The sequence below is a fragment of the Altererythrobacter ishigakiensis genome, from assembly GCF_001663155.1.
Lineage (GTDB): Bacteria > Pseudomonadota > Alphaproteobacteria > Sphingomonadales > Sphingomonadaceae > Erythrobacter > Erythrobacter ishigakiensis.
Genome location: NZ_CP015963.1, coordinates 1,607,937 through 1,629,001, shown reverse-complemented (window position 1 = coordinate 1,629,001; position 21,065 = coordinate 1,607,937). Strand labels below are relative to the sequence as shown.

Below are 21,065 nucleotides of genomic sequence, written 5' to 3'. Positions count from 1 at the left end.
CACTAGCGTGTTAGCGTATTAAGGCACGCCCCATGGACGAATTTACCGCGAAGATAGAAGCCCTTGAGCACCAGTTCATGCGCAGCTGGATGAACCGTGACCGCAACGCCATGAAATCACTTGCTGCTAGTGATTTTGTGTTCCTGCTTGGTGCGCAAACATCGGCCATGCTCGATCGCCCGAGCTGGCTTGAGGCCTCCACCACGCGGTTCCAATTGTCCGCTTATCGGTTCAAGGATCTCTACGTCCGCCAACACAAGAAAATGGCAGTATTTGCCGCCCGCATGTCCATCGAAGCACGCATCGGAACTGAACAGCTTGAAGGCGACGTATGGATCACGGATCTTTGGCAGCGTGGCCGAATACGCCACAAGTGGAAGCTCGTTGAACGCAACATGTCACGGCCGGATACAAACGCCGCTTTCCCCGGCCTAATCAAGGAAATGCAGCTTTGGCGTTAACTGCCAAGCTCAGAGTAATCGGCGCAGACAGGCTATAAGTTTTCGAGTTGCGGCATTCCCAAAACGTGAAAACCCCCGTCGACATGGATCACTTCGCCAGTGATGCATGACCCTGCATCCGAACACAGATAAACCGCTGTACCGCCGACTGCTTCCAGCGTGGCATTGCTCCGCAGCGGAGCATTACTCTCTGTATGTCTATAGGTACGGCGCACTCCGCCAATCGCGCTGGCCGCCAGCGTTTTCATCGGCCCCGGACTTACAGCGTTTACGCGAATACCCTCTGGCCCGAGATCATTCGCAAGATACCGCACCGATGCTTCCAATGCTGCCTTGGCGACCCCCATCACGTTATAATTGGGGGTAACACGCATGGAACCGAGATAACTCAGCGTCAGAATCGTTCCACCGCCTTCAACCATCATCGGATGTGCGCGGCGCGCCACTTCGATCAGGCTGTACGCAGAAATATCCAGGCAATTCTTGAAATTGGCCCGCGATGTGTCGAGGAAACGACCGGTCAATTCTGCTTTATCTGAGTAAGCAATCGCATGGATCACGAAATCCAGCGTACCCCAATTTTGTTTCAAAACATCAAATGCGGCGTCTAGCGAAGCGTCGTCGGTCACATCAACGTCAATCATGAGGTTTGAACCGACGCTTTGCGCCAGCGGCTCCAAGCGCTGGCCGAATGCTTCACCTTGATATGTAAACGCCAGCTCTGCTCCTGCGTCAGCACATGACTTGGCGATACCCCAAGCGATCGAGCGATCATTGGCCACGCCCATGATCAAGCCACGTTTTCCAGCAAGGACGCCCATATTCAACTCCCCGCCCTATCGGCAATCAACCTCGTGCCGCAATCTCATCCATGAAACTTGGACAGCAGCATTGAACCATTTGTTCCGCCAAATCCAAATGAATTGGTCATCACGGTATCAAGCCCGGCATTCTCGACGATCTCTGTAGCAATCTCTTCCGGCTTCAACGCAGGATCGAGATTCTCGACATTGATCGATGGAATTATGAAGTCATGCTCCAGCGCCAGCAGGCAATAAACCGCCTCCTGCGCACCAGTCGCACCCTGACTGTGACCGGTCATCGATTTGGTGGAGCTGACCGGAGGTGTTGACCCTTCGCCAAAGACACGGCGCACGGCTTCGATTTCGCCAACATCACCTACCGGAGTCGATGTGCCATGAGCGTTGATATAGCTGACTTTGCGATCTTCGCTCAATGTACGCAGCCCACCGCGCATGGCGCGTTCGCCACCTTCACCTGATGGCGCAACCATGTCGACACCATCGGATGTGGCGCCAAAGCCGGTTACTTCAGCATAGATCTTGGCTCCGCGAGCTTGCGCGTGCTCGAGGCTTTCCAGCACTACCATCGCGCCGCCGCCGCCGATGACAAAGCCGTCGCGGTCGGCATCAAATGCCCGGCTCGCCCGCTCTGGAGTGTCGTTATACTTGCTCGACATCGCGCCCATGGCGTCGAACAGGCACGAGAGCGTCCAATCGAGCTCTTCACCTCCACCACCGAACATCACATCCTGATTGCCTAGCGCGATCTGTTGCGCCGCCATCCCGATACAGTGCAGCGAGGTGGAACAAGCCGAAGTGATCGAAAAATTCATGCCTTTGATCTGGTACGCGGTCGCCAGATTTGCGCTTACAGTGGAGGACATGCATTTGGGAACCGCAAGCGGCCCGATCCGCTTGGTCGCGCCAGTCTTCAGCACAGTCTGATGCGCCGCAAGCATGGCCGATGTTGAGGGACCACCCGATCCGGCGATCACTCCTGTCATTGGATTGATGACGTCTTTTTCCTCTAGCCCAGCGTCTGCAATGGCCTGTTCCATTGCAATGTAGGCATAGGCAGCACCAGGGCCCATAAACCGCAAGGTGCGCTTGTCGACATGCTCTTTGACATCGAGATCGACGGCACCCGCAATTTGCGAGCGAAACCCGTGTTCAGCCATATCCTCATTGAAGGAAATGCCTGATTTGCCCGCCTTGAGAGAGGCAAGCACCTCAGATGCATTGTTCCCAATCGAGGATAAGATCCCCAGTCCGGTTATGACGACGCGACGCATGCTGTCCCTCTTTAAAAACTCTTCGAATACACCTCTGGCCGATCAGGCTTCAGAGAGTGCCACTTTCATATCTTTGACCTGGTAAATGGTTTCGCCATCGGCTTCGACCCGGCCGTCAGCTACACCCATCGTCAATCGGCGGGTTTGTACCGCCTTGGTGAAGTCGACGTAATAAGTGAGCATCTTGCGATCAGGCCGCACCATTCCAGTCAGTTTGACCTCACCCACACCCAAAGCATAGCCGCGTCCTTGCCAGCCGCGCCAACCAAGGTTGAAACCGGTCAACTGCCACAACCCATCAAGGCCAAGACAGCCAGGCATGATCGGGTTGCCCGGAAAATGACAATCAAAGAACCAAAGGTCTGGTGAGATGTCATATTCCGCCACCACATGGCCTTTGCCGTGTTCGCCACCATCACTCGAAATATCGGTGATCCGATCCATCATGAGCATCGGCGGAGCAGGCAATTGGGCATTTCCCGGGCCGAACAATTCGCCGCGTGCGCACTTCAAAAGATCGTCTTTGTTAAAACTGTTTGGGAAATCAGTCATCCCCGGAGCAACTCCTCACCGCTTATATGTTGTATTCAGGCCGCGCCTAGCAGCCCACATCGACTACGAAAAGGGAGCTTGGCTTTCTGATTGGTGATTGATCGCTCATCACTTGAGCGCGCAACCTGAAATCTCGTCCAATAGAGGGCGCTTTGCAGCACGCTCGAACCGAGCAAAATAGCCTCTAATGTCTGGCTTCTCGATAAATTCAACGAGCTCATACCCGACAGCTTCGAATTCACAGGTTAGGAGCAGTGGTGGAATACCGTGCTGATCCGTTGGCCGGTCCGTATCAACTACAATAACCTGACCGCCGTCTGCCAATGCAGGCCAAAGCCGCCAGAGAAACGCGTAGGGTTCGCTGACCTCGTGATACATATGAACCAGGAACACGCGGTCAAAACTGTCTGGAGGCAACTGCGGATCGTCTTCGCGCCCGAGCTTGATCGAGACATTATCAAACCGATCACGCTCAACCCGTTCACCCAGACGATCAAGAGCGTCGCGGTCAATATCCTGAGCCAGAACCCGGCCGTCCTCGCCCACGCGTTCTGCCAAGCGGACCGTGTAGTAGCCCTCACCTGCTCCGATATCGGCCACTGTCATGCCCGAAGTGACTTCGGCCAGATCCATCACTTTTTGCGCTTCACCGCGCTCGTCGCGCGCATCCTCAGTTGAAAACTCAGTCGAACCAAGCCCGGATACCGGCCTGTCTGCTGTCGGAAATTCACGCGCGCTATCTGGTCGATCGCTCGCAAGCTGCTCGCATCCGGACAACGCAAGTCCGGTCAATACCAGAGAAAGGAGCGCAGAGCGCATTATTCCACGTCTTCCACGTCAACTGTTTCGCCCGTTACCCGCTGCGCAAGCGCAGCGGAAATGAACTGATCAAGATCTCCATCAAGAACATTGTCGGGCGAAGTCGATGTTACGCCGGTGCGCAAATCCTTGACCATTTGGTACGGCTGCAGGACGTATGATCGAATTTGATGGCCCCAGCCAATCTCGCTCTTTTCCTGATATTCACCGCTTGCCGCTGCTTCACGCTCAGCCATTTCGCGTTCGAACAAGCGCGCCTTGAGCATATTCATCGCGGTTGCACGGTTCTTGTGCTGGCTGCGGTCGTTCTGGCTAGCCACCACAATACCGGTCGGTTGGTGCGTGATCCGCACCGCAGAGTCGGTCGTGTTAACGTGTTGGCCGCCCGCGCCTGAAGCGCGGTATGTATCGATCTTCAGGTCGCTCTCATTGATCTCGATATCGATGTCGTCATCGATCACGGGATAGACCCACACTGAACTGAACGACGTATGGCGGCGCGCGCTGCTGTCATAGGGGCTAATGCGCACTAGACGGTGTACGCCGCTTTCAGTCTTCGCGTAGCCGAAAGCGTTTTCTCCTTTCAGCAATAGAGTCGCGGACTTGATACCTGCCTGGTCACCCGCCTGATATTCAACCGTCTCGACCTTGAACCCGCGCCGTTCGGCCCAGCGGCTATACATGCGGAACAGCATCTCCGCCCAGTCTTGGCTTTCGGTGCCGCCAGCGCCTGCATGGATTTCGAGATAGGTGTCATTGCCGTCGGCCTCGCCGGATAACAGCGCCTGAACCTTGTCCGCATCCGCACGATCAGCGAGCCGCTCTAGACTACTTAAGCCATCACTGATGACTTCTTCCTCGCCCTCGGCCTCACCCATTTCGATGAACTCGATCGCATCTGCCATCTCTGATGAGATTTCGTTAACGGTATTGACCGCGTTCTCGAGCAGCTTCTGTTCGCGGCTAACGGCCTGCGCTTCCTTGGGATTGTCCCAGAGGGTGGGATCTTGAACGCGAGCGTTGAGTTCGTCGAGCCGACGAAGCGCAACGTCCCAATCCAGCGACTGACGCACCAGCGCCAGCGCAGCTTCTATTCGGTCAACAAAGGCCTGCCCTTCGGCACGCATAGCAATCCCTTCGCACAAATGAATGCACGCGCTTAGCGATCAGAGTGTGATTGTAAAGCGGTTGCGCCGCGATGAACACGGGAGTTTTCCCGCCATCAGTCGCGATACTTAGTTGGTGAGGTTGCGCACAGCTTGCAATGTCATGCGAACATGATCGCGGTAATCCATGTCGGAGTGCACCATCACGATCTCACCGCTTTGGGAAATGACATAACTCGTGCGCGAAGTTACGCCGGTGTCCTTCCCATCACGTACCAGCGCAACATCATATGCATCGATGATCTTGCGGCTTGCAACGCCAACAGCAAATGCGTCCCGACATTCTTCAACTGAGAAGCGCTTCAAGGTCTCGATATCATCGTTTGACATGCCCACCACGCTCGCTCCCAATGCTTTGAATTCAGGCATGGCCTCGGCAAAGGCGTTCGCTTCGAGCGTGCACCCCTTAGTAAATGCCTTGGGATAGAAATACAGCACCACCGGTCCCTTTGCGAGTGCGCTGCGCAAGTTAAATCCGTACTCTTTTCCAGCCAGTGCGGCCTGTGTTGAGAACAGCGGTGCCTTCGCACCTTCGGGAAGGTCTGCTGAAGCTGGAACGCTCAGTCCGAGAGTCAAAGCCGCAGCGAAAGCCAATTTGCGCATGATGAATTCCTAATCCGTTTGTTGAAACCGCAGCGTATCTAACGCGCTTGCGATCCCGCAAGGTTTACGACTTATCAAACTCAGTAGATGCCGCCTTGTTCCTCGACAAAATCGCTGGGCTGCCCATCGTTCGACGACAAGCTGCCGTCAGTTCCGCGCCGGATAAGCGAGAGCAGCTCCTCTCGCAGATCGGCGATCCTGTCTTGCCGGGTCACGCGCGGCGGCTCAGTATCCGGCTTGAACGCTTCCCAGATGACGGCAGCTTGTGGATCGTCGGTGGGCTCTCCTTCGAATACGCGCTTGCCGGTCTTGCGATCGATGCGAACCATGCGGATTCCTGCGGGCGCAACAGCTGGCTGCTCACTCCAACGGTCACGTGTTTCCTGAACGAACTGCTTGAATATCGGTGCAGCGGTATTCCCGCCCTGGACCCAGCCACCCAGATTGCGCGGCTGGTCATGGCCGACATAAACCCCTGCCACGATTTCTGGCGTTCCGCCAACAAACCATGCATTGGTGGGACCAGAAGTCGTCCCGGTTTTACCAAACATGGGCAAGCCCAGATCGCGAAGGCGAGTTGCTGTGCCGCGCGTCACGACGCCTTCCAACATGTGTACCATCTGAAAAGCAGTGCGTGCATCCATTGCCTGCTCGCCCTTAAGACCGAAGCGCGGCATAGCCTGGCCGTCCCAATCGGCCATATTGCAACGATCGCAGCGCCGGTTGTCTGCGCGCCAGATAACTTTACCGTGGCGATCCTGGACATAATCGATCACTGTGGGAGTGTTGAGTCTGCCATGATTGGCAATCGCCGCATAGGCGTTGACAAGCTTCATTACAGTCGTGTCGCCGGCACCCAAAGCAAACGCGGGATATGGTTCATATGAACCGATACCCATCCGCTCGAAAGTATTATTGACCTGCTCCATCCCGGATTCCATCGCGATGTGGACAGTCATCAGGTTTCGAGACTGCTCAAGCCCCCAGCGCATGGTGTGCAGGCCACCTTCTTCACCCCCAAAGTTGCGAAAGCATTTCTCTCCCAGATTAGCGCCTTGATAATAACAGAATGTCTGGTCGGGCACTTCGCTGGCAGGAGTCATCCCGTTTTCCAGCCCCGTCGCATAGACGAACGGCTTGATGGTAGAACCAGGCTGACGCTGTGCCTGTGTTGCGCGATTAAAGTCGCTAAGACGGAAATCAAAGCCGCCCTGCATGGCGAGCACGCGACCGGTTTGAACCGATTGCGCCAGAAAACCTCCAGACACTTCGGGAACGACCGCTATCCGATAGCCGGCTCCCGATGGCTGAACAGCAAGAACATCGCCCAACTTTAGGTTAGAGGGCGGCCCAAGCAGGGGCTCTTCGCTTCCATCTGAAAAGCCGACCGTCGCTGAGCTGCCGCCGCGCGCAGTAATGACTCCGATCCGCCAGTCCTCGTAATTGATGCCAAGGAAAGAACTTTGTAATTGGCGCGCCCAGTCGCCCTCACTCACGTCAATCGTTGCGATGGAACCAGCCCATCCGCGGCTGCCATGGTAACGCATCAGCCCCGCACGCAGCGCATCTCGCGCAGCCGACTGCAACTGAGGGTCAAGCGAGGTTCGCACCCACAAACCGCCAGCATAAACACTATTGGCACCGTCTTCAGCCGTCTCGCCAAATTCAGCTAGCAGTTGACGACGTACTTCCTCAAGAAAGTAACCAGCATCAACCGAACGTCGGCTTCGTTGGGTGACAAGCCCCAGCGGCATGGCTTGCGCAGCGCGCATTTCTTCATCGGTGATAAACCCGTTGTCCTCCATTTGGCTGAGAACAAAGTTGCGCCTTTCCATTGCCAAGTCGGCATTCCGAGCGCGGCCATAACGCTCTGGCGCTTTAGGCAAGATCGCCAGAAATGCCATTTGGTGCAAATCAAGCTGATCAACATCCTTGTCAAAGTAGGCTTGCGCAGCGGCTTGAACACCAAAGCTGCGACGACCAAGCGGTATTTCATTGAGGTAGAGCTCCAGAATTTCTTGCTTGGTGAGCACGCTCTCGATGCGTGTCGCAAGGATCATTTCCTTCAGCTTGCGGGTAACTGAGTACTCGTCCCCCAACAGCAGGTTCTTCGCGACCTGCTGTGTAATGGTGGAACCCCCAACCGCCCTTTCGTCAGAGCCGTACTTTCGCGCATAGTCGATCACCGCGCCTAATGTACCGGTGACATCAACACCGCCGTGGCTGAAGAAGGTCTTGTCTTCTGCGGCGAGATACGCCTCGATCAGCTTCTGCGGAAAGTCCGCATACTGCAACTGAATTCGGCGATCGCGCGCGTAGGAATGGACGATTTCTCCGTCAATTCCTCGAACCACTGTAGGCAGCGGGGTTTCATAGTCCACCAGGCTTTCGGCCTCTGGCAATCCTCGCGCAAGAAACAACCAGATCGCGATCAAAACGATGACGGCCAGACCAGCCAATGCTGCAGCCCATCGAAAGAGCTTGTGGCCGCGCCAACCGGCCACAAACCACGCCCAGGCCGCAACGCTGTCGCCCTTTAAACGATCCCGGATATATCCGATGTCAAATGTCAGAGATTCGCTCATTGTCAGCCAGTTGCCACCATTTGTTCGCCGCTTAGCACGCGGAATTCACGCTAGGCTACATTCTAAAAGATGAATCTTGGAGAAATGGGCTATCAGCACGCAAATCAGAGAGCTCCTTGCCGAATAAAGAACACGCGAATCGCCCGCGCCATGACTTCGGCAAATTTTGCTTGCCCCTCTGGCGACATGAGGCGCGCAGCATCATCTTGATTTGTAACAAAGCCGGACTCGAAAAGTGCGGACGCCATATCGGGCGTGCGCAAGACCACCAGATCGGCCGAGCGCTGAGCCTGCGAGTGGAATGCCAGTTCCCCTTCGCCTTCGCGGGTAACAAGGCCCGCGAATTCGACCGATGCCATTTGTGATCTGCGTTGGGAGAGTTCGACAAGTATAGTGCTCACTTCGTCGCTTTCTCCACCTATCGATACACCATTGATCCGATCAGCATCATTCTCGCGCCGCGCAAAGCGCGCCGCTGCCGCGCTCGAAGCACGATTCGACAACGTATAAATACTGGCGCCACTCACTGCCTCATTGTCGCCTGCAGAGTCGGCATGGATCGACAGGAAGAGATCGGCTTCCATGCGCCGGGCAATATCGGGTCGCTCCTCCAAAGCCAGCAAACGGTCCTCTTCGCGGGTGAGCGCAACGCGAATGTCGCCTTGCTCGACCAATTGATCGCGGAGAGCCAGCGCCAATGCGAGTGTTACATCCTTCTCACGTACGCCTGCGCCTACCGCGCCCAGATCCCGACCTCCGTGCCCGGCATCGATCACAACAAGCGGGTCCGATGGGTTATCCGATCCATATGTGGTTGGCAGATCAACTTGCGCGCTTGCCTCGGGCAAAAAGAACTTGAGCACATATTCGCGCCCCCACTGCGGCACAGGCAGTTTGATATCCGCAGCCATCATCCCGCCGATAAGCGCGATTGGCAGCAGAACAATAAGGGCAAGATGGACGCGCAAGCTCATTAACCATGCGTGTTACGTTGTTGCGCCGGTTCAACGCAATATGGTTGCGGGTTGAAACCCACGGTGCTAGCAAGCGCACAAGCGGTTTACATTCCGGCTGCGGCATCTCCGCCCCGACCCGAAATGGAAACACCGCTGCCTGGCAAAGCATTTTGCAAGGCTCCACAACAGGTTGATGCAGTGACAAGACAGCCCTTCCAGCATTTCCCGCAGTCGCGTGCTTCACGCGCGATGGATGATGTTGGCCGCGCAGCCGCACAAAGCGGCAATCTTGCGCTCGCAATTGAGACGACAGAATTTTCACCCCTGCGTGTACATGCAGCGGGTCAAAACCCTATCGCCACTCGCCCATCAGGCGCTGCTGGCAAATTCCAAACATCATACAATCAAAGGCGCGCAGCGGCCGGAGCAATAGCCCGCAGCCCCCGCGCCTGGAGAATTACTAATGGCAACGCGCATGCTCATCGACGCGCGCCACCACGAGGAGACTCGGGTGGCGGTAGTCAAAAGCAACCGGATCGAAGAATTTGATTTCGAATCTGCTGAACACAAGCAGATCAAAGGCAACATTTACCTCGCCAAGGTAACCCGGGTCGAACCATCGTTGCAGGCAGCTTTCGTCGACTTCGGCGGCAACCGTCACGGTTTCCTCGCCTTCAGCGAAATTCATCCTGATTATTACCAGATCCCGCAAGAGGATCGCGAAAAGCTGCTGGCAGAAGAGGCCGAGGCAGCTGAAGAAGAAGCTCGCCTGCGCGCTGAAGAGGAAGAACGCGGCGAATTGCCCGGCGACGAGTACGATGCTGAGGATGAGGAGTCTGGCGAAGCGCTCGCCGAAGATCTCGCCGAAGATGGTGTAGAAGAGATAGACACGTCGGAGAAAGACAAGGTCGCGACCATCGAAGAAGGTCATGTCGACGGTGACGGTGACGACGAAGATGATGATGATTCCGACGAAAACGAAGGCGGCGATTCCTCTGACGATGATGGCAGCGACAAGAAAAGATCACGCCGCGGTCGTGGCGGTCGTGGACGCCGCCGTCAGGGTAAGGGCAAAGGCAAGACCCGAGCCAAAGAAGTCGATGAAGTGCGCGCGCGCCGGCAGGCATTGCGTCGCCGCTACAAGATCCAAGACGTTATCCAACGGCGCCAGGTCTTGCTGGTCCAGGTCGTCAAGGAAGAGCGCGGAAACAAGGGTGCGGCACTAACCACTTATCTCAGCCTCGCTGGCCGATACACAGTCTTGATGCCCAACAGCAGTCATGGTGGCGGCATCAGTCGCAAGATCAATTCAGCCAATGACCGCAAGCGACTGAAGCAAGTTGTCGCTGATCTCAAACTACCCAAGACAATGGGCCTTATCGTACGCACAGCCGGGTTGTCGCGCACAAAGACCGAGATCAAACGTGACTTTGACTATCTTGCTCGGCTTTGGGATGAAATCCGTCAAAAAACCTTGTCCTCGACGGCGCCGTCACTGATCCACTCAGATTCGGACCTTATCAAGCGCGCTATTCGCGACATCTACAATCGTGAGATCGAAGAAGTCGTGGTAGAGGGCGAAGACGGCTACAAATCGGCCAAGGCATTCATGAAACTGCTTATGCCGAGCCATGCACGGAGAGTGAAGGCGTACTCGGACCCCGTTCCGCTGTTCCAGCGCTATGGTGCAGAAGATCAGCTGCGGGCGATGTATGACCCGGTCGTGCAGCTCAAGTCAGGTGGCTATTTGGTTATCAACCCGACAGAGGCCTTGGTTTCCATTGATATCAACTCGGGCCGATCGACCAAAGAACACGGAATCGAGCAAACCGCAGTTGCAACCAACGTTGAAGCCGCGCGCGAGATCGCTCGTCAGCTACGACTAAGAGACATGGCTGGCCTCGTCGTGATCGACTTCATTGACATGGAATACAATTCCAATGTCCGTAAGGTCGAGAAGGCGATGAAGGAAGCGCTCAAGAACGATAGGGCACGGATCCAGGTTGGCCGCATTTCAGGCTTTGGCTTGATGGAAATGAGCCGTCAGCGTCTACGCACAGGTGTTCTGGAGGCGACAACTCGTGATTGCCCGCATTGCGACGGCACCGGACTGGTCCGTACGGCCTCCAGCGCTGGCCTTTCGGCACTTCGCCTTATCGAAGACGAAGCAGCCAAGGGCAAAGGGACCGTAATTCGCCTGGCCGCAAGCACCGAGGCGGCGGTCTACCTCTTGAACTCAAAGCGTGATGATCTTGTCGAGATCGAACAACGCTATGGCGTTCGCGTCGAAGTCACTCCGGAAGGTGAGGAAGAAGGCGCGAAAATGACTGTTTCGAGCGCAGGTCCGCGCCCTACCGAAGCGCCTAAGTTTGAGCCGATTATCGACGAGGACGATGACGAGGATGATCTCCCGGAAGAGGATTTCGGCGATGAAGATGACGACGCGCCGAAGAAAAAGAAGCGCCGCCGTCGCAGAGGTGGCCGTGGTCGAAACAAGAAACGTCGCGAAGAACAGGCTGACACCGCAGAAAACGACTCGGACGACGATAATCCGGAGGCGATTGCCGACGAGGATGGCGAAGAGAAGCCCAAGAAGCGCCGTCGTCGGGGAGGTCGCGGTCGCCGCGGCAAAGGAAAGGCCGACGAGGCTTCCGTCGCTGAGGCTGATGCTGAAAAGCTGTCGGACGTATCCGATCAGCTTTCTGAAGATGTAACGGTTGTTGGCACTCCAGAAGATGCGCCGGAACCGGCTGCAGAAAAGCCCAAGAAGAAGCGTTCGCCTCGAAAGAAGAAGCCTGATACCGATGCAAAGGCTGACGCGGAGGATGCGACACCCGAGCCAGAGGAAAAGCCCAAGAAGAAACGGGCACCTCGCAAGAAGAAGGCTGATACCGAGGAAAAGGTTGGTGCCGAGGGTGCAACTCCCGAGCCGGAGGAAAAGCCCAAGAAGAAACGCGCACCTCGCAAGGCTAAGGCAGCATCAGATGCAGCCGAGACCAAGAGCGCGGAGGCAAGCAAGCCGGCAAAGTCCTCTGACTCCTCTGACGAGGACGCCAAACCTAAACGGGGTTGGTGGCAGCGGACCTTTGGCGAAGAATAAGTGAACCGGCGGGTGTGGTGATAATCACACCCGTTATCTCTCCAGCAGAGTCACACACCTGCTTTGCGCGCGATACCCCATTCATTCCAAGCGGCAAAACGCGGCGCTTTGGGTAAATAGCCTTGCCCCATGGGCTCGACTTCAAAGCCTGCTCCGCGCAATGCCGCGCCGATCGGCCTCGTCAGGTGGCACCCCCCGGCAATTCTTTTCCAGACTGGTTCGATCCGATCTTGCCAACGCGCAACATCCGAATCTGGTGCTCGTCCATGCTCAAGGAACAGAAGCCTTCCACCCGGTCGTAATATCCGCCGCATCTCGGACATCACCTGGCCTGGATCATCGACTGAACATAAAGTGAAGGTGCAAACCACAGTATCGAATGAGGAATCGCGAAACGGGATCTGCTCGCCAACTCCTTCGCGGATGTTGTGATCCCATCCTCGCGCGGTGGCACGGGCTCTAGCGTTTTCCAACAGCCCCGCATGCGGGTCGATGCCAGAGAAGCTGGATACGAGGCTGGTCTGATAGAACTCTTGATTGAGGCCGCCGCCGCAGCCCAATTCAAAGACATCGCCTGTCGCCAAAGGTACAAGCTGTGAGCGGCGCTTCATCACTTGCCCCTGCCCACAAGCAAAGGTTACCAGCTTGGGCATCAGATGAGCGTCATACCATTGCTGCAATCCCATCGGCATCCCTCCAAAAGACCGACGAAACAATTGGTGTCAGGCTATTCCGCCACTCACCGTTTAGCAAGCAATGTGTTGTGTGGGGTGGTTTTCCTCATCCGCGACCTTTGCAATTGACTCCGCGATCAACTGCATGTCCTGTTGCAGGGCCTCTTCCACCTCGCGAACGGGCAACGCGCACAACCGCGTAAGCTGCGGCATGGAAAGTCCGATCCTTAGCGTTCCGCCCCAAGCGTCGTTGCGGCGTACACATTTCACGGGCTGGCCCAACCTGACTCCTGACAACGCCAGCTTCCTGTGCACCGCTTGGGCATCGTCAAAAGTCCGCGCGATCTCCAGCGAACTGACGTCAAGCGTTTCTAGCGTGCGCATCTCTATCGGGTGCTCGCGCAGTTCATTTTCTTGTCCTTGGGCGTATGGTCGAACAAGCTTGATGCCCATGGGTTCCACCAGCTTGCCAATGACCGCGGTCTCGAATGAGTCGAGCACTTGTGCGATCCGCTCGACCTCCAGATTCTGGAAGCGCTCAAGCTCAAAGATGCTGGCTTCGTAGCGCAAGGCAAGCCCGGGATTCTCCCCTTTCGAGAGGGTATTTTGTCCTGCCCAGCCTTTAGAAAACTCTGCACGGCGAAAAACTTTGTTCAGACCCGAAGGCAAGGTGGCTGCCCCTTCGACGATATCCCTGGGTGCGATTGCCCAGCCATTGAACGGCGCGCCTCCCATGAATTTGGATCCGGTCAGAAATACCATTGCTCCGCGCACAAGATACTCATGCAAAGCCGGGATGGTGATCCGTGCCTGACAAGCATCGACCACAAAAGAAACGTCATCGCCAAACTTTGCCTTCAGCGCATCGATTTCGGACAGTTCGGGCAGGATCAATCCTGTCTTGGAGCCGTGCACAACATGCACTAGCGCGTGTTTGTCTGAAGCCTGAGCGAGTACGATCTCCTGCTCAATCGCCTGCGAAATCGTTTCGCTGCACCGCGCCTCTCCTGCTGTACAGCGCACAAGCACGTCGGCCATGCTAACATCGCCGAAACCAGCGACCGGCCTACCCTTTTCTGTCGCAATTCCCAGCGCCGTCTCTTCGGCAAAGAAGCAGCCATGTGCTGAATAGATACAACCGCTGCCCACTTCATCGGCACCCAGCAAGATATTGTGAATGCCGCCGCTTGCCTTACCGATCATTGCAGCCAAAGCGACGTACTCCAGATCAGTGCCTGAAGGAGCAAAGATTATATCCACATCTTCGCCCAGTTGATAGGTTGCGCGGATACGGGTCCGCAACCGATCGAGATGCACCGCATAGTCAGGGAGGCCTGCGGTCAATAAGTCTCTAAGATGACCAAACGCCTCTGGTGACAAGTCGTTGGCAGTCGAGGAGGCATAGGCCAGTGTCTGACGTGGGTAAGGCGCGGAATAGTATTTGTTGAGGCCTGTCTCGGGATTCAGGGTGATCCGGGCGTCACCGCCAGAAGACAACAACGAAATCAATTCACTTGTCAGCTCATCATCCGCAATATCATGCAGGATGTCGGGGGTTTTGATCCCGTTATGACCCATTTCTGTCCCGATTCAGCTTGGCTATAACCCAAACCCGCCTTATTGGGCGCGGCGCACAAAAGAAAGGCCCGCTTGCATGTCATTCCACCATGCACCCCTGACAATCGATGAGGCAACCAAGCGCGATTGCCGCATCATGTTCATTGCCAAGAATGCGCTGTGGGATGGCTCCGGCAGCGCTGAAGATGGCAATCACGCTAGCTATCACGTTGAAATGCGTAAGATTCTGACGCGGCTTGGTTTGAACTTGCGGGTCGAGAACCGCTTCGAAGTGCTCTTCGAAAAGCCCGACGTGGACTTTGTTTTCCCGCTTTTGAACCGCGCCGGATTTTTCAATTCGGAGATGTTGTGTCCATTGCTTTGCGAGCGGGCTGGCATTCCCTATTTGGGCGCAAGCCCGATTCTGCGCGGACTGTCCGATGACAAGCACCTCGCCAAGCGTTCTGTCGAGAATGCAGGCGTGCCCACTGCCCCATGGGCGCTCTATCGTCGCGGCGCTCCAATCGATCCGGCGCGGTGCCCGGAAGGCGCCCGTTTCGTCGTCAAGCCCAATAATTCCTCGGCAAGCTGGGGCGTAAATGACGCCACTGACTGGCCGACTGTGAGGGCGGCAATAGATAGCGTGCATGACCTAGGCCATGATGCGCTGGTTGAGCCATTCATCGATGGCAGCGATGTCGAAGTACCAGTGGTCACGATCAACGGCGAACCTGTGATCATGCCGATGATGATCTTCCGTCAGGCGGATCCTTCACACCTGCGCACCTATCAGGAAAAGCGCGATCTGGTGGACCGCAGTCAGAAGTATTCGCTCGACCCTTTCGAGAACAAAGACATGATTGCGCAGATCACTGATTTGACGAAGAAAGCGATGCAGGAGTACCGCCCCTTCGATTACGGTCGCTGGGAATTCCGTGTCAACGAAGACACCGGCGAAGTGACCTTCCTGGAGCTCAATCTGAACTGCAATTTGTGGTCCCAGAAGGTCTTCGGTCGTTCAGCCCGGCTGGCCGGATGGACCCAAGAACAACTGATTGAATCTATTCTGGCTGAAAGCCTGCGCAGGCACGGATTGATGGGTTGAGGGCTAAGTTAGTTCAGCTGTAGACTGAATGGTTGAAGAAAGCTCACCTTCCGCTTCCAACCCAACTGCGGACAAGGCAGTATCTGCTAGTAGGTCAATCACCACTAAATTCTAGTTGAGAGGCGCTCTTGGAAGGTGAGCTGGTCACAAAGACGTTTCATTATCTGGGTTTTCTGGGGTGCCTCTTCGCGAGCTTCTTGAAGAACAACCAGCTGCGATCAACGGTGATTGAGGGAACGGCACTCACTCGTCTACTCGCTCTAGATCGGATGTCAGGTGCATCAGCGCTGGTCATTCTGATTTCTGGTCTGATACTGACCTTGTGGGCCGCAAAACCAACCGAAGTCTACACCTCAGATCCGAGCTATTGGATAAAGGTCGGATTGTATACCGCAGCATCCCTGGCAGTTGTTCTTTCCAAACCAATCATCAGGAACGCTGCAAAAGCTGGTCGTCTAGAGCCGAAACCCTCTATCCGACTGCTCCTGTTTTTTGATCTAATCTCGATCTTAACGGTGGCCGCAATCGGAAGATTGGTTGCGCACGGGAGCATCTTCTAGGCCCGAAGTCCACAAAGCCGTGGCCCTTCGGATTGGCCAAGAGTTCGGACTTTAACGGACATTGCTCTCTAGGCCGGAATTTCCTCACCTTTCCAATCAAATACCTTACCCGATTGGCTAGGTTTCAACCCTTCGATCACACGGAGCAAGTTCGCCGCTGCATCGGTGGGTCCGGTAAGCTGCCCATTGGGCAAATCCGACTGGAACGGTTCGGAGAGCGCGGTATCAACAGTGCCTGGATGCAGGCCTACCACCACGGCCTGATCATGAGTCCGCCCTAGCTCTATGGCGAAGTTCTTCAACAACATGTTGAGAGCAGCCTTACTGGCACGGTAGCTATGCCACCCGCCCAGCCCGTTGTCCGCAATCGACCCGACCCTTGCCGATAGCGAAGAAAACACGGCTCGGTGATCACGCTGAAGCAAAGGCAACATATGCTTGGCAATCAGCGCGGGGCCGATGGTGTTGAGCGCAAGCACTTCGCCCATCGCCCGCGCATCCAGACGCTTGTAAGTGCGTTCCGGCCCGGTACCATCAGCCAATGTCAGTACGCCGGTCGCTACGATCACCAACTGCGGCGGCTCAGCGCGCATTATCGAGGCCGCGCTAGCGATGCTCTCTTCGTCAGTCAGATCAAACTTGAAGGGAATTGCGCCATCCACGTTTGGCACCTTGCCACTTCGTGACCCGGCAAAGATTTTGCGAGTGCCACTTTCGGCCAATCTACGCACCAAAGCCGCGCCAATCCCGCCTGATGCGCCGAATACCGCAGCCGTTGCAGGCCATCGTTCAATTTCTGTACTGTCCATGCCATATCAGACGAAAGGGAGTGGAGTTCGGTTCCGAGATCGCCGGTGTTCGATAGGCCTCAACTCCCTCATCAAAAGTCTCAACAGCACATCCCTTGCCCTTGTCGCACGAGCCGCTAGATAGGGTTCGCAAATCAACAGGATTCACGACAGACATGGCAACTTTCACCCTCCCAAAGAACTCCAAGATCACTGGTAAGGGCAAGACCCACAAAGCTGATGGCGGCAAGCGGGTGAAAAGCTTCAAGATTTATCGCTACAATCCCGACAGCGGTGAGAACCCGCGCTATGACAAGTTCGAAATTGATCTGGGCGAATGCGGTCCGATGGTTCTTGATGCCCTGTTCAAGATCAAGAACGAAACCGATCCCACGCTGACCTTCCGCCGTAGTTGCCGCGAAGGGATTTGCGGCTCTTGCGCTATGAACATGAACGGCAAGAACGGCCTTGCCTGCACAACCGCAATCGAAGACCTTCCGGGCGAAATCCGCATCACACCGCTGCCTCACATGGAAGTGATCAAGGATCTGGTGCCGGACTTCACCCACTTCTACGCGCAATACGCCAGCATCCGTCCGTGGTTGCAAACCGTATCGCCTACACCAAGCGGTAAGGAGCGCCTGCAGTCTCCCGAGCAGCGCGAGAAGCTGGATGGCCTTTACGAGTGCATTCTTTGCGCCTGCTGTTCGACCAGTTGCCCTAGTTATTGGTGGAATTCGGACAAGTTCTTGGGACCGGCGATACTACTCCAAGCTTATCGTTGGCTGGCAGACAGCCGTGACGAGATGACTGGCGAGCGGCTCGACCAACTTGAAGATCCGTTCCGCCTTTATCGCTGCCACACGATCATGAACTGTGCGAACGTATGCCCCAAGGGGCTTTCGCCCGCGAAAGCTATCGCTGAAACCAAGAAGATGATGGCAGAGCGCGCGATCTGATTTGGCCATGCCAAGCAAGGATGTATTCGAACATGGGCCCGACCCGGAAAATCCGGGCTGGCATCACTGGAATCTGAAAGACGATACGCTGTTCAACGGCGCGGTAATGGGGAAGCTCATTACCCGCAAGGAAGGCGACAAATGCCGCCTTCGCATGTTCCCGGAACGCAAGCACGAAAACCTGCAAGGGATCATCCATGGCGCTGTTACACTTGGCCTGATCGACATTTCGATGTTCACCACGATGCATGTCGTCGGCAGCGGCAATGCAGGACCGTCTGTTACGCTTGAGCTTTCGACTCAATTCATCGGTGGCGGTGATCCTGCTCGCCCCCTTGACGCAGTGACAGAGATCATGCGCGAGACTGGCAAGCTTGTGTTCGTACGCGGCGAAGTCGTCCAAGAGGACGATTGCGTCGCTGCTTATAGCGGAATCGTGCGCAAATTTGCGCCGCGTAGTTAATGCCGTGAGTGGCATCCTGGCCCGCTATGATGCGTTGATCCAGGCTGGCGAACTCAAAGCCGATCCTGACCAACGCGCAGCAGCTAAACAACTGGCAAAACTTCAAGAAGATTTGGAAGCGATTCCCAAACGCGGATCCGTGCTGTGGCGCGCTCTCAGCCGCAAGCCGGAAGCCATAGAGGGCGTTTACATGTGGGGCGGCGTGGGCCGAGGCAAGTCCATGCTGATGGATCTTTTCATCGAAACCCTGGGAATCGACCGCAAACGCCGGGTGCATTTTCATGCATTCATGCAGCAGGTTCATGCGCTGCTGCGCGAAGCTCGCAAAGGGAAGAGCGGTGATCCCATTCCACCCGTCGCAGCTAGAATTGCCGAGAACGTCCGCTGTCTCGCCTTTGATGAAATGGTCGTGAACAATTCCGCTGACGCGATGATTATGAGCCGGCTTTTCCGTGCGCTGATTGTCGATGAGAACGTGACCGTAGTGACCACCAGCAATCGTCCGCCGCACGATCTGTATAAAGACGGACTCAATCGCGAACACTTCCTACCATTCATAGATCTCATCGATGAGCGATTAGATGTAATCTCGCTCAATGGTCCCATCGACTATCGCCTGGATCGATTAGGAGGAATGGAGAGTTGGCACACTCCGTTGGGAGACGAAGCGACGGCGCAAGTGCGCGAGGTATTTTTCCGTCTGACTGACTATAAGCCGGAAGACGCCGAACATGTTCCCTCGGCAGAACTGGACGTTGGCGGTGGACGAATGCTGCACGTTCCCAAAAGCCTTAAGGGCGTGGGCGTATTCAGCTTCAAGAAGCTATGTGGCGAAGCGAGAGGCGCGCCGGACTATCTTGCCATCGCGCGCGCCTATCACACTGTTATTCTTGTCGGAATTCCGCAGATGGGCAAAGATATGCGGAATGAGGCCGCGCGCTTTGTGACGTTGATCGACGCGCTATACGAACATCGTGTGAAATTCTTCGCGACTGCTGCTGCGGAGCCCAAAGATCTCTACGTCTCTGGGGACGGGGCCTTCGAGTTCGAGCGCACTGCGAGCCGGTTGATGGAAATGCGCAGTGATGAATATATGGCTTTGGGCCATGGCGCTCAAGACGCCGCCAACGATTAAGCGACGGCTATTCGCTCCGCCAAACGAGCTTGAGCAACGACAAGGCGATTCATTACCTTCAAGTCCTGCTCACGCAATTCGAGAGCGGTGTCTGCCCACATTTCCGTAATCTTGTTGAGCTCGCCTAGTTTCAAATTCCAAGCATGCTTCATTGCCTTACGTGCGCCAACCAAGCCAGCATGGCGACGTTCAGACTTCTTGATGAACTGCTTGCATGCGTTGATACCATCGCCCGGCTCGGCCAATTCATGAACTATGCCCAGCTCGTACATTTGCTCGGCTGTATATGTCTCATTTGAGAGAATGATCTGTTCGGCTTTTGCGCTGCCCAGTTTGCGGTATAGGAGTGCATGTGCCCCCATACCTGGAAACAAACCAAACATAATCTCTGGCAAACCGAAAGTGGCTGTACGCTCGGCAACAATGAAATCAAAAGAAAGTAGCGCTTCAAATCCTCCGCCCAGCGCAGCCCCTTGCACCAATCCGATCGTTAGCATCGGCAAATCAAGCGCGCGAATGTTGCGGTCGAGAATGGCACAGCAACGATGGCCGTAGCTCACCAAGCCTTCGCGATCGCGATTGCGGATCAACTGCTCAAATAGAGCCAGATCGCCACCAAAACAGAACACATCGGGCGAACGACTGCCAAGCACCAGATAGCGTAGCGGAACCTTGCCTGCGCCAAAACTTTGCGGGATCAACTGCTGCCATCGTTCAAAATCCTGCAGCATTGGCGGAGTGAAACTTGGACGCCCTTCAGGCTTCATGAAGGTCCATAAGGTCGCGCTGCGATCCTCATAGAGTAAATCCAGCTCCGAGAGATTGAAGAGATCGTCAGATATCGACAAATTACGTTTGCTCTCGACAAGCAATTCCTGCTCATCGACCAAAGGTATTGCCTGCGAAACTCCACCATCCATAACTGCGCGCCCTATTCCGCCGAAGACGCAAGTATTACCGGAAACTCTTTGTAAAAGTTCCTGTAATTCTTCGACCCGATGACAAACTAATCAAGCAAGGAGTCGCTTGGCAAACGTAAATTTACCATCTGATTGATTGGCAGGTCCCAAATCGGGGCAGTGGAAAGACACGTGAGCACAATCGCGGCCCATCGAAAACCGCGGAAATCTGCCGTCTCGCGGAGTGTGGCAAACGCACCTGAGTCAAATTGGCCACACCCTCAAAGTATTTTTCAGGCGTAGGCAGCATCTTTGCAGAAGCTCATTCAAGCCGCATCGCGAGAGGAAGTGGGGCTGGCTTGAGTGTCTGTTTCTAGCCAGTCGATCAACATATCGAGCACGCTGCGAACAGAATATTCCTGATTCTCCAAACGTTTCTCTAGCTCGGCAATGCGATCATCGCGCGCGCTGAGTTGCCGCTTGATGTCTGCGAGCGCTGTCTCGACCTGTTCAGCCTTTTGCTCTTCGGACATGTCAAAACTCCCTGTTCAATCACAGGGATAGGCGAATTTGGTAAATGTTCTATTA

Annotated in this window: 20 protein-coding genes; 7 read left to right on the top strand and 13 right to left on the bottom strand. The window is 55.5% G+C overall.

Going from position 1 to position 21,065, the window contains the following annotated elements; all coding sequences use genetic code 11:
• Nucleotides 1-32 precede the first annotated feature (32 nt).
• On the top strand, nt 33-461 hold the full coding sequence (locus tag A6F69_RS07690) for a nuclear transport factor 2 family protein (protein WP_067599473.1): 429 nt from the start codon (nt 33-35) through the stop codon (nt 459-461).
• Nucleotides 462-493: 32 nt separating this feature from the next.
• Here the strand turns inward: A6F69_RS07690 and A6F69_RS07685 are convergent, their stop codons facing one another.
• The 8 genes from A6F69_RS07685 to A6F69_RS07650 all read right to left on the bottom strand — a co-directional run bounded on the left by A6F69_RS07685 (nt 494) and on the right by A6F69_RS07650 (nt 9,255).
• Nucleotides 494-1,282, bottom strand: a complete 789-nt coding sequence (locus tag A6F69_RS07685) for an enoyl-ACP reductase FabI (protein ID WP_067599470.1) — start codon at nt 1,280-1,282, stop codon at nt 494-496.
• A gap of 44 nt (nt 1,283-1,326) precedes the next feature.
• Nucleotides 1,327-2,556, bottom strand: coding sequence for a beta-ketoacyl-ACP synthase II (locus A6F69_RS07680; RefSeq protein ID WP_067599467.1), 1,230 nt, complete (start codon nt 2,554-2,556; stop codon nt 1,327-1,329).
• A gap of 42 nt (nt 2,557-2,598) precedes the next feature.
• On the bottom strand, nt 2,599-3,108 hold the full coding sequence (gene fabA / locus A6F69_RS07675) for a bifunctional 3-hydroxydecanoyl-ACP dehydratase/trans-2-decenoyl-ACP isomerase (protein ID WP_067599465.1): 510 nt from the start codon (nt 3,106-3,108) through the stop codon (nt 2,599-2,601).
• A gap of 108 nt (nt 3,109-3,216) precedes the next feature.
• Nucleotides 3,217-3,927, bottom strand: coding sequence for a class I SAM-dependent methyltransferase (locus A6F69_RS07670; RefSeq protein ID WP_067599463.1), 711 nt, complete (start codon nt 3,925-3,927; stop codon nt 3,217-3,219).
• Entirely contained in the window at nt 3,927-5,054 is a 1,128-nt protein-coding gene (prfB, locus tag A6F69_RS07665) for a peptide chain release factor 2 (RefSeq protein WP_067599460.1), read from the bottom strand. Before prfB ends, A6F69_RS07670 begins: the two co-directional genes overlap by 1 nt.
• A 108-nt stretch (nt 5,055-5,162) precedes the next feature.
• Nucleotides 5,163-5,696 (bottom strand): peroxiredoxin, encoded by a 534-nt coding sequence (locus tag A6F69_RS07660; RefSeq protein WP_067599457.1) that lies wholly within the window; start codon nt 5,694-5,696, stop codon nt 5,163-5,165.
• A gap of 80 nt (nt 5,697-5,776) precedes the next feature.
• Complete coding sequence (locus A6F69_RS07655) at nt 5,777-8,281, bottom strand: penicillin-binding protein 1A (protein WP_067599456.1); 2,505 nt, start codon at nt 8,279-8,281, stop codon at nt 5,777-5,779.
• 104 nt (nt 8,282-8,385) lie between these two features.
• Nucleotides 8,386-9,255: an N-acetylmuramoyl-L-alanine amidase family protein gene (locus tag A6F69_RS07650; protein ID WP_067599453.1), complete on the bottom strand. Its 870-nt coding sequence runs from the start codon at nt 9,253-9,255 to the stop codon at nt 8,386-8,388.
• A gap of 445 nt (nt 9,256-9,700) precedes the next feature.
• Here A6F69_RS07650 and A6F69_RS07640 point away from each other — a divergent pair, with 445 nt between their 5' ends.
• On the top strand, nt 9,701-12,337 hold the full coding sequence (locus A6F69_RS07640; protein WP_067599447.1) for an Rne/Rng family ribonuclease: 2,637 nt from the start codon (nt 9,701-9,703) through the stop codon (nt 12,335-12,337).
• A gap of 50 nt (nt 12,338-12,387) precedes the next feature.
• On the opposite strand, the gene A6F69_RS07635 is transcribed toward A6F69_RS07640, so the two are convergent.
• Nucleotides 12,388-13,023 (bottom strand): class I SAM-dependent methyltransferase, encoded by a 636-nt coding sequence (locus A6F69_RS07635; protein ID WP_067602780.1) that lies wholly within the window; start codon nt 13,021-13,023, stop codon nt 12,388-12,390.
• A gap of 60 nt (nt 13,024-13,083) precedes the next feature.
• Entirely contained in the window at nt 13,084-14,589 is a 1,506-nt protein-coding gene (locus tag A6F69_RS07630) for a hypothetical protein (protein ID WP_067599443.1), read from the bottom strand.
• Between the two features lie 76 nt (nt 14,590-14,665).
• On the opposite strand from A6F69_RS07630, the gene A6F69_RS07625 reads away from it, so the two are divergent.
• Both A6F69_RS07625 and A6F69_RS13315 read left to right on the top strand, forming a co-directional pair.
• Nucleotides 14,666-15,673, top strand: coding sequence for a D-alanine--D-alanine ligase family protein (locus tag A6F69_RS07625; RefSeq protein WP_067599441.1), 1,008 nt, complete (start codon nt 14,666-14,668; stop codon nt 15,671-15,673).
• A 128-nt stretch (nt 15,674-15,801) separates the two neighbouring features.
• Complete coding sequence (locus A6F69_RS13315) at nt 15,802-16,233, top strand: DUF2214 family protein (protein WP_067599439.1); 432 nt, start codon at nt 15,802-15,804, stop codon at nt 16,231-16,233.
• Between the two features lie 68 nt (nt 16,234-16,301).
• Here the strand turns inward: A6F69_RS13315 and A6F69_RS07615 are convergent, their stop codons facing one another.
• Complete coding sequence (locus A6F69_RS07615) at nt 16,302-17,042, bottom strand: SDR family NAD(P)-dependent oxidoreductase (protein WP_067599436.1); 741 nt, start codon at nt 17,040-17,042, stop codon at nt 16,302-16,304.
• 155 nt (nt 17,043-17,197) lie between these two features.
• Between A6F69_RS07615 and A6F69_RS07610 the strand changes: the two genes are divergently transcribed.
• From A6F69_RS07610 to zapE, 3 genes are read left to right on the top strand one after another with little or no spacing between them, the layout of a single operon-like run.
• Nucleotides 17,198-17,980 (top strand): succinate dehydrogenase iron-sulfur subunit, encoded by a 783-nt coding sequence (locus A6F69_RS07610; RefSeq protein WP_067599433.1) that lies wholly within the window; start codon nt 17,198-17,200, stop codon nt 17,978-17,980.
• Nucleotides 17,981-17,987: 7 nt separating this feature from the next.
• On the top strand, nt 17,988-18,443 hold the full coding sequence (locus tag A6F69_RS07605) for a PaaI family thioesterase (protein ID WP_067599430.1): 456 nt from the start codon (nt 17,988-17,990) through the stop codon (nt 18,441-18,443).
• Between the two features lie 4 nt (nt 18,444-18,447).
• Nucleotides 18,448-19,578 carry a cell division protein ZapE gene (gene zapE, locus A6F69_RS07600; protein ID WP_067602777.1) on the top strand — a complete coding sequence of 377 codons (1,131 nt, stop codon included), beginning with the start codon at nt 18,448-18,450 and terminating at the stop codon, nt 19,576-19,578.
• Here the strand turns inward: zapE and A6F69_RS07595 are convergent.
• Nucleotides 19,575-20,498 (bottom strand): crotonase/enoyl-CoA hydratase family protein, encoded by a 924-nt coding sequence (locus tag A6F69_RS07595; RefSeq protein WP_067599425.1) that lies wholly within the window; start codon nt 20,496-20,498, stop codon nt 19,575-19,577. The genes zapE and A6F69_RS07595 overlap by 4 nt on opposite strands.
• Nucleotides 20,499-20,803: 305 nt before the next feature.
• Nucleotides 20,804-21,010 (bottom strand): hypothetical protein, encoded by a 207-nt coding sequence (locus tag A6F69_RS07590; RefSeq protein WP_067599423.1) that lies wholly within the window; start codon nt 21,008-21,010, stop codon nt 20,804-20,806.
• Nucleotides 21,011-21,065 lie beyond the last annotated feature (55 nt).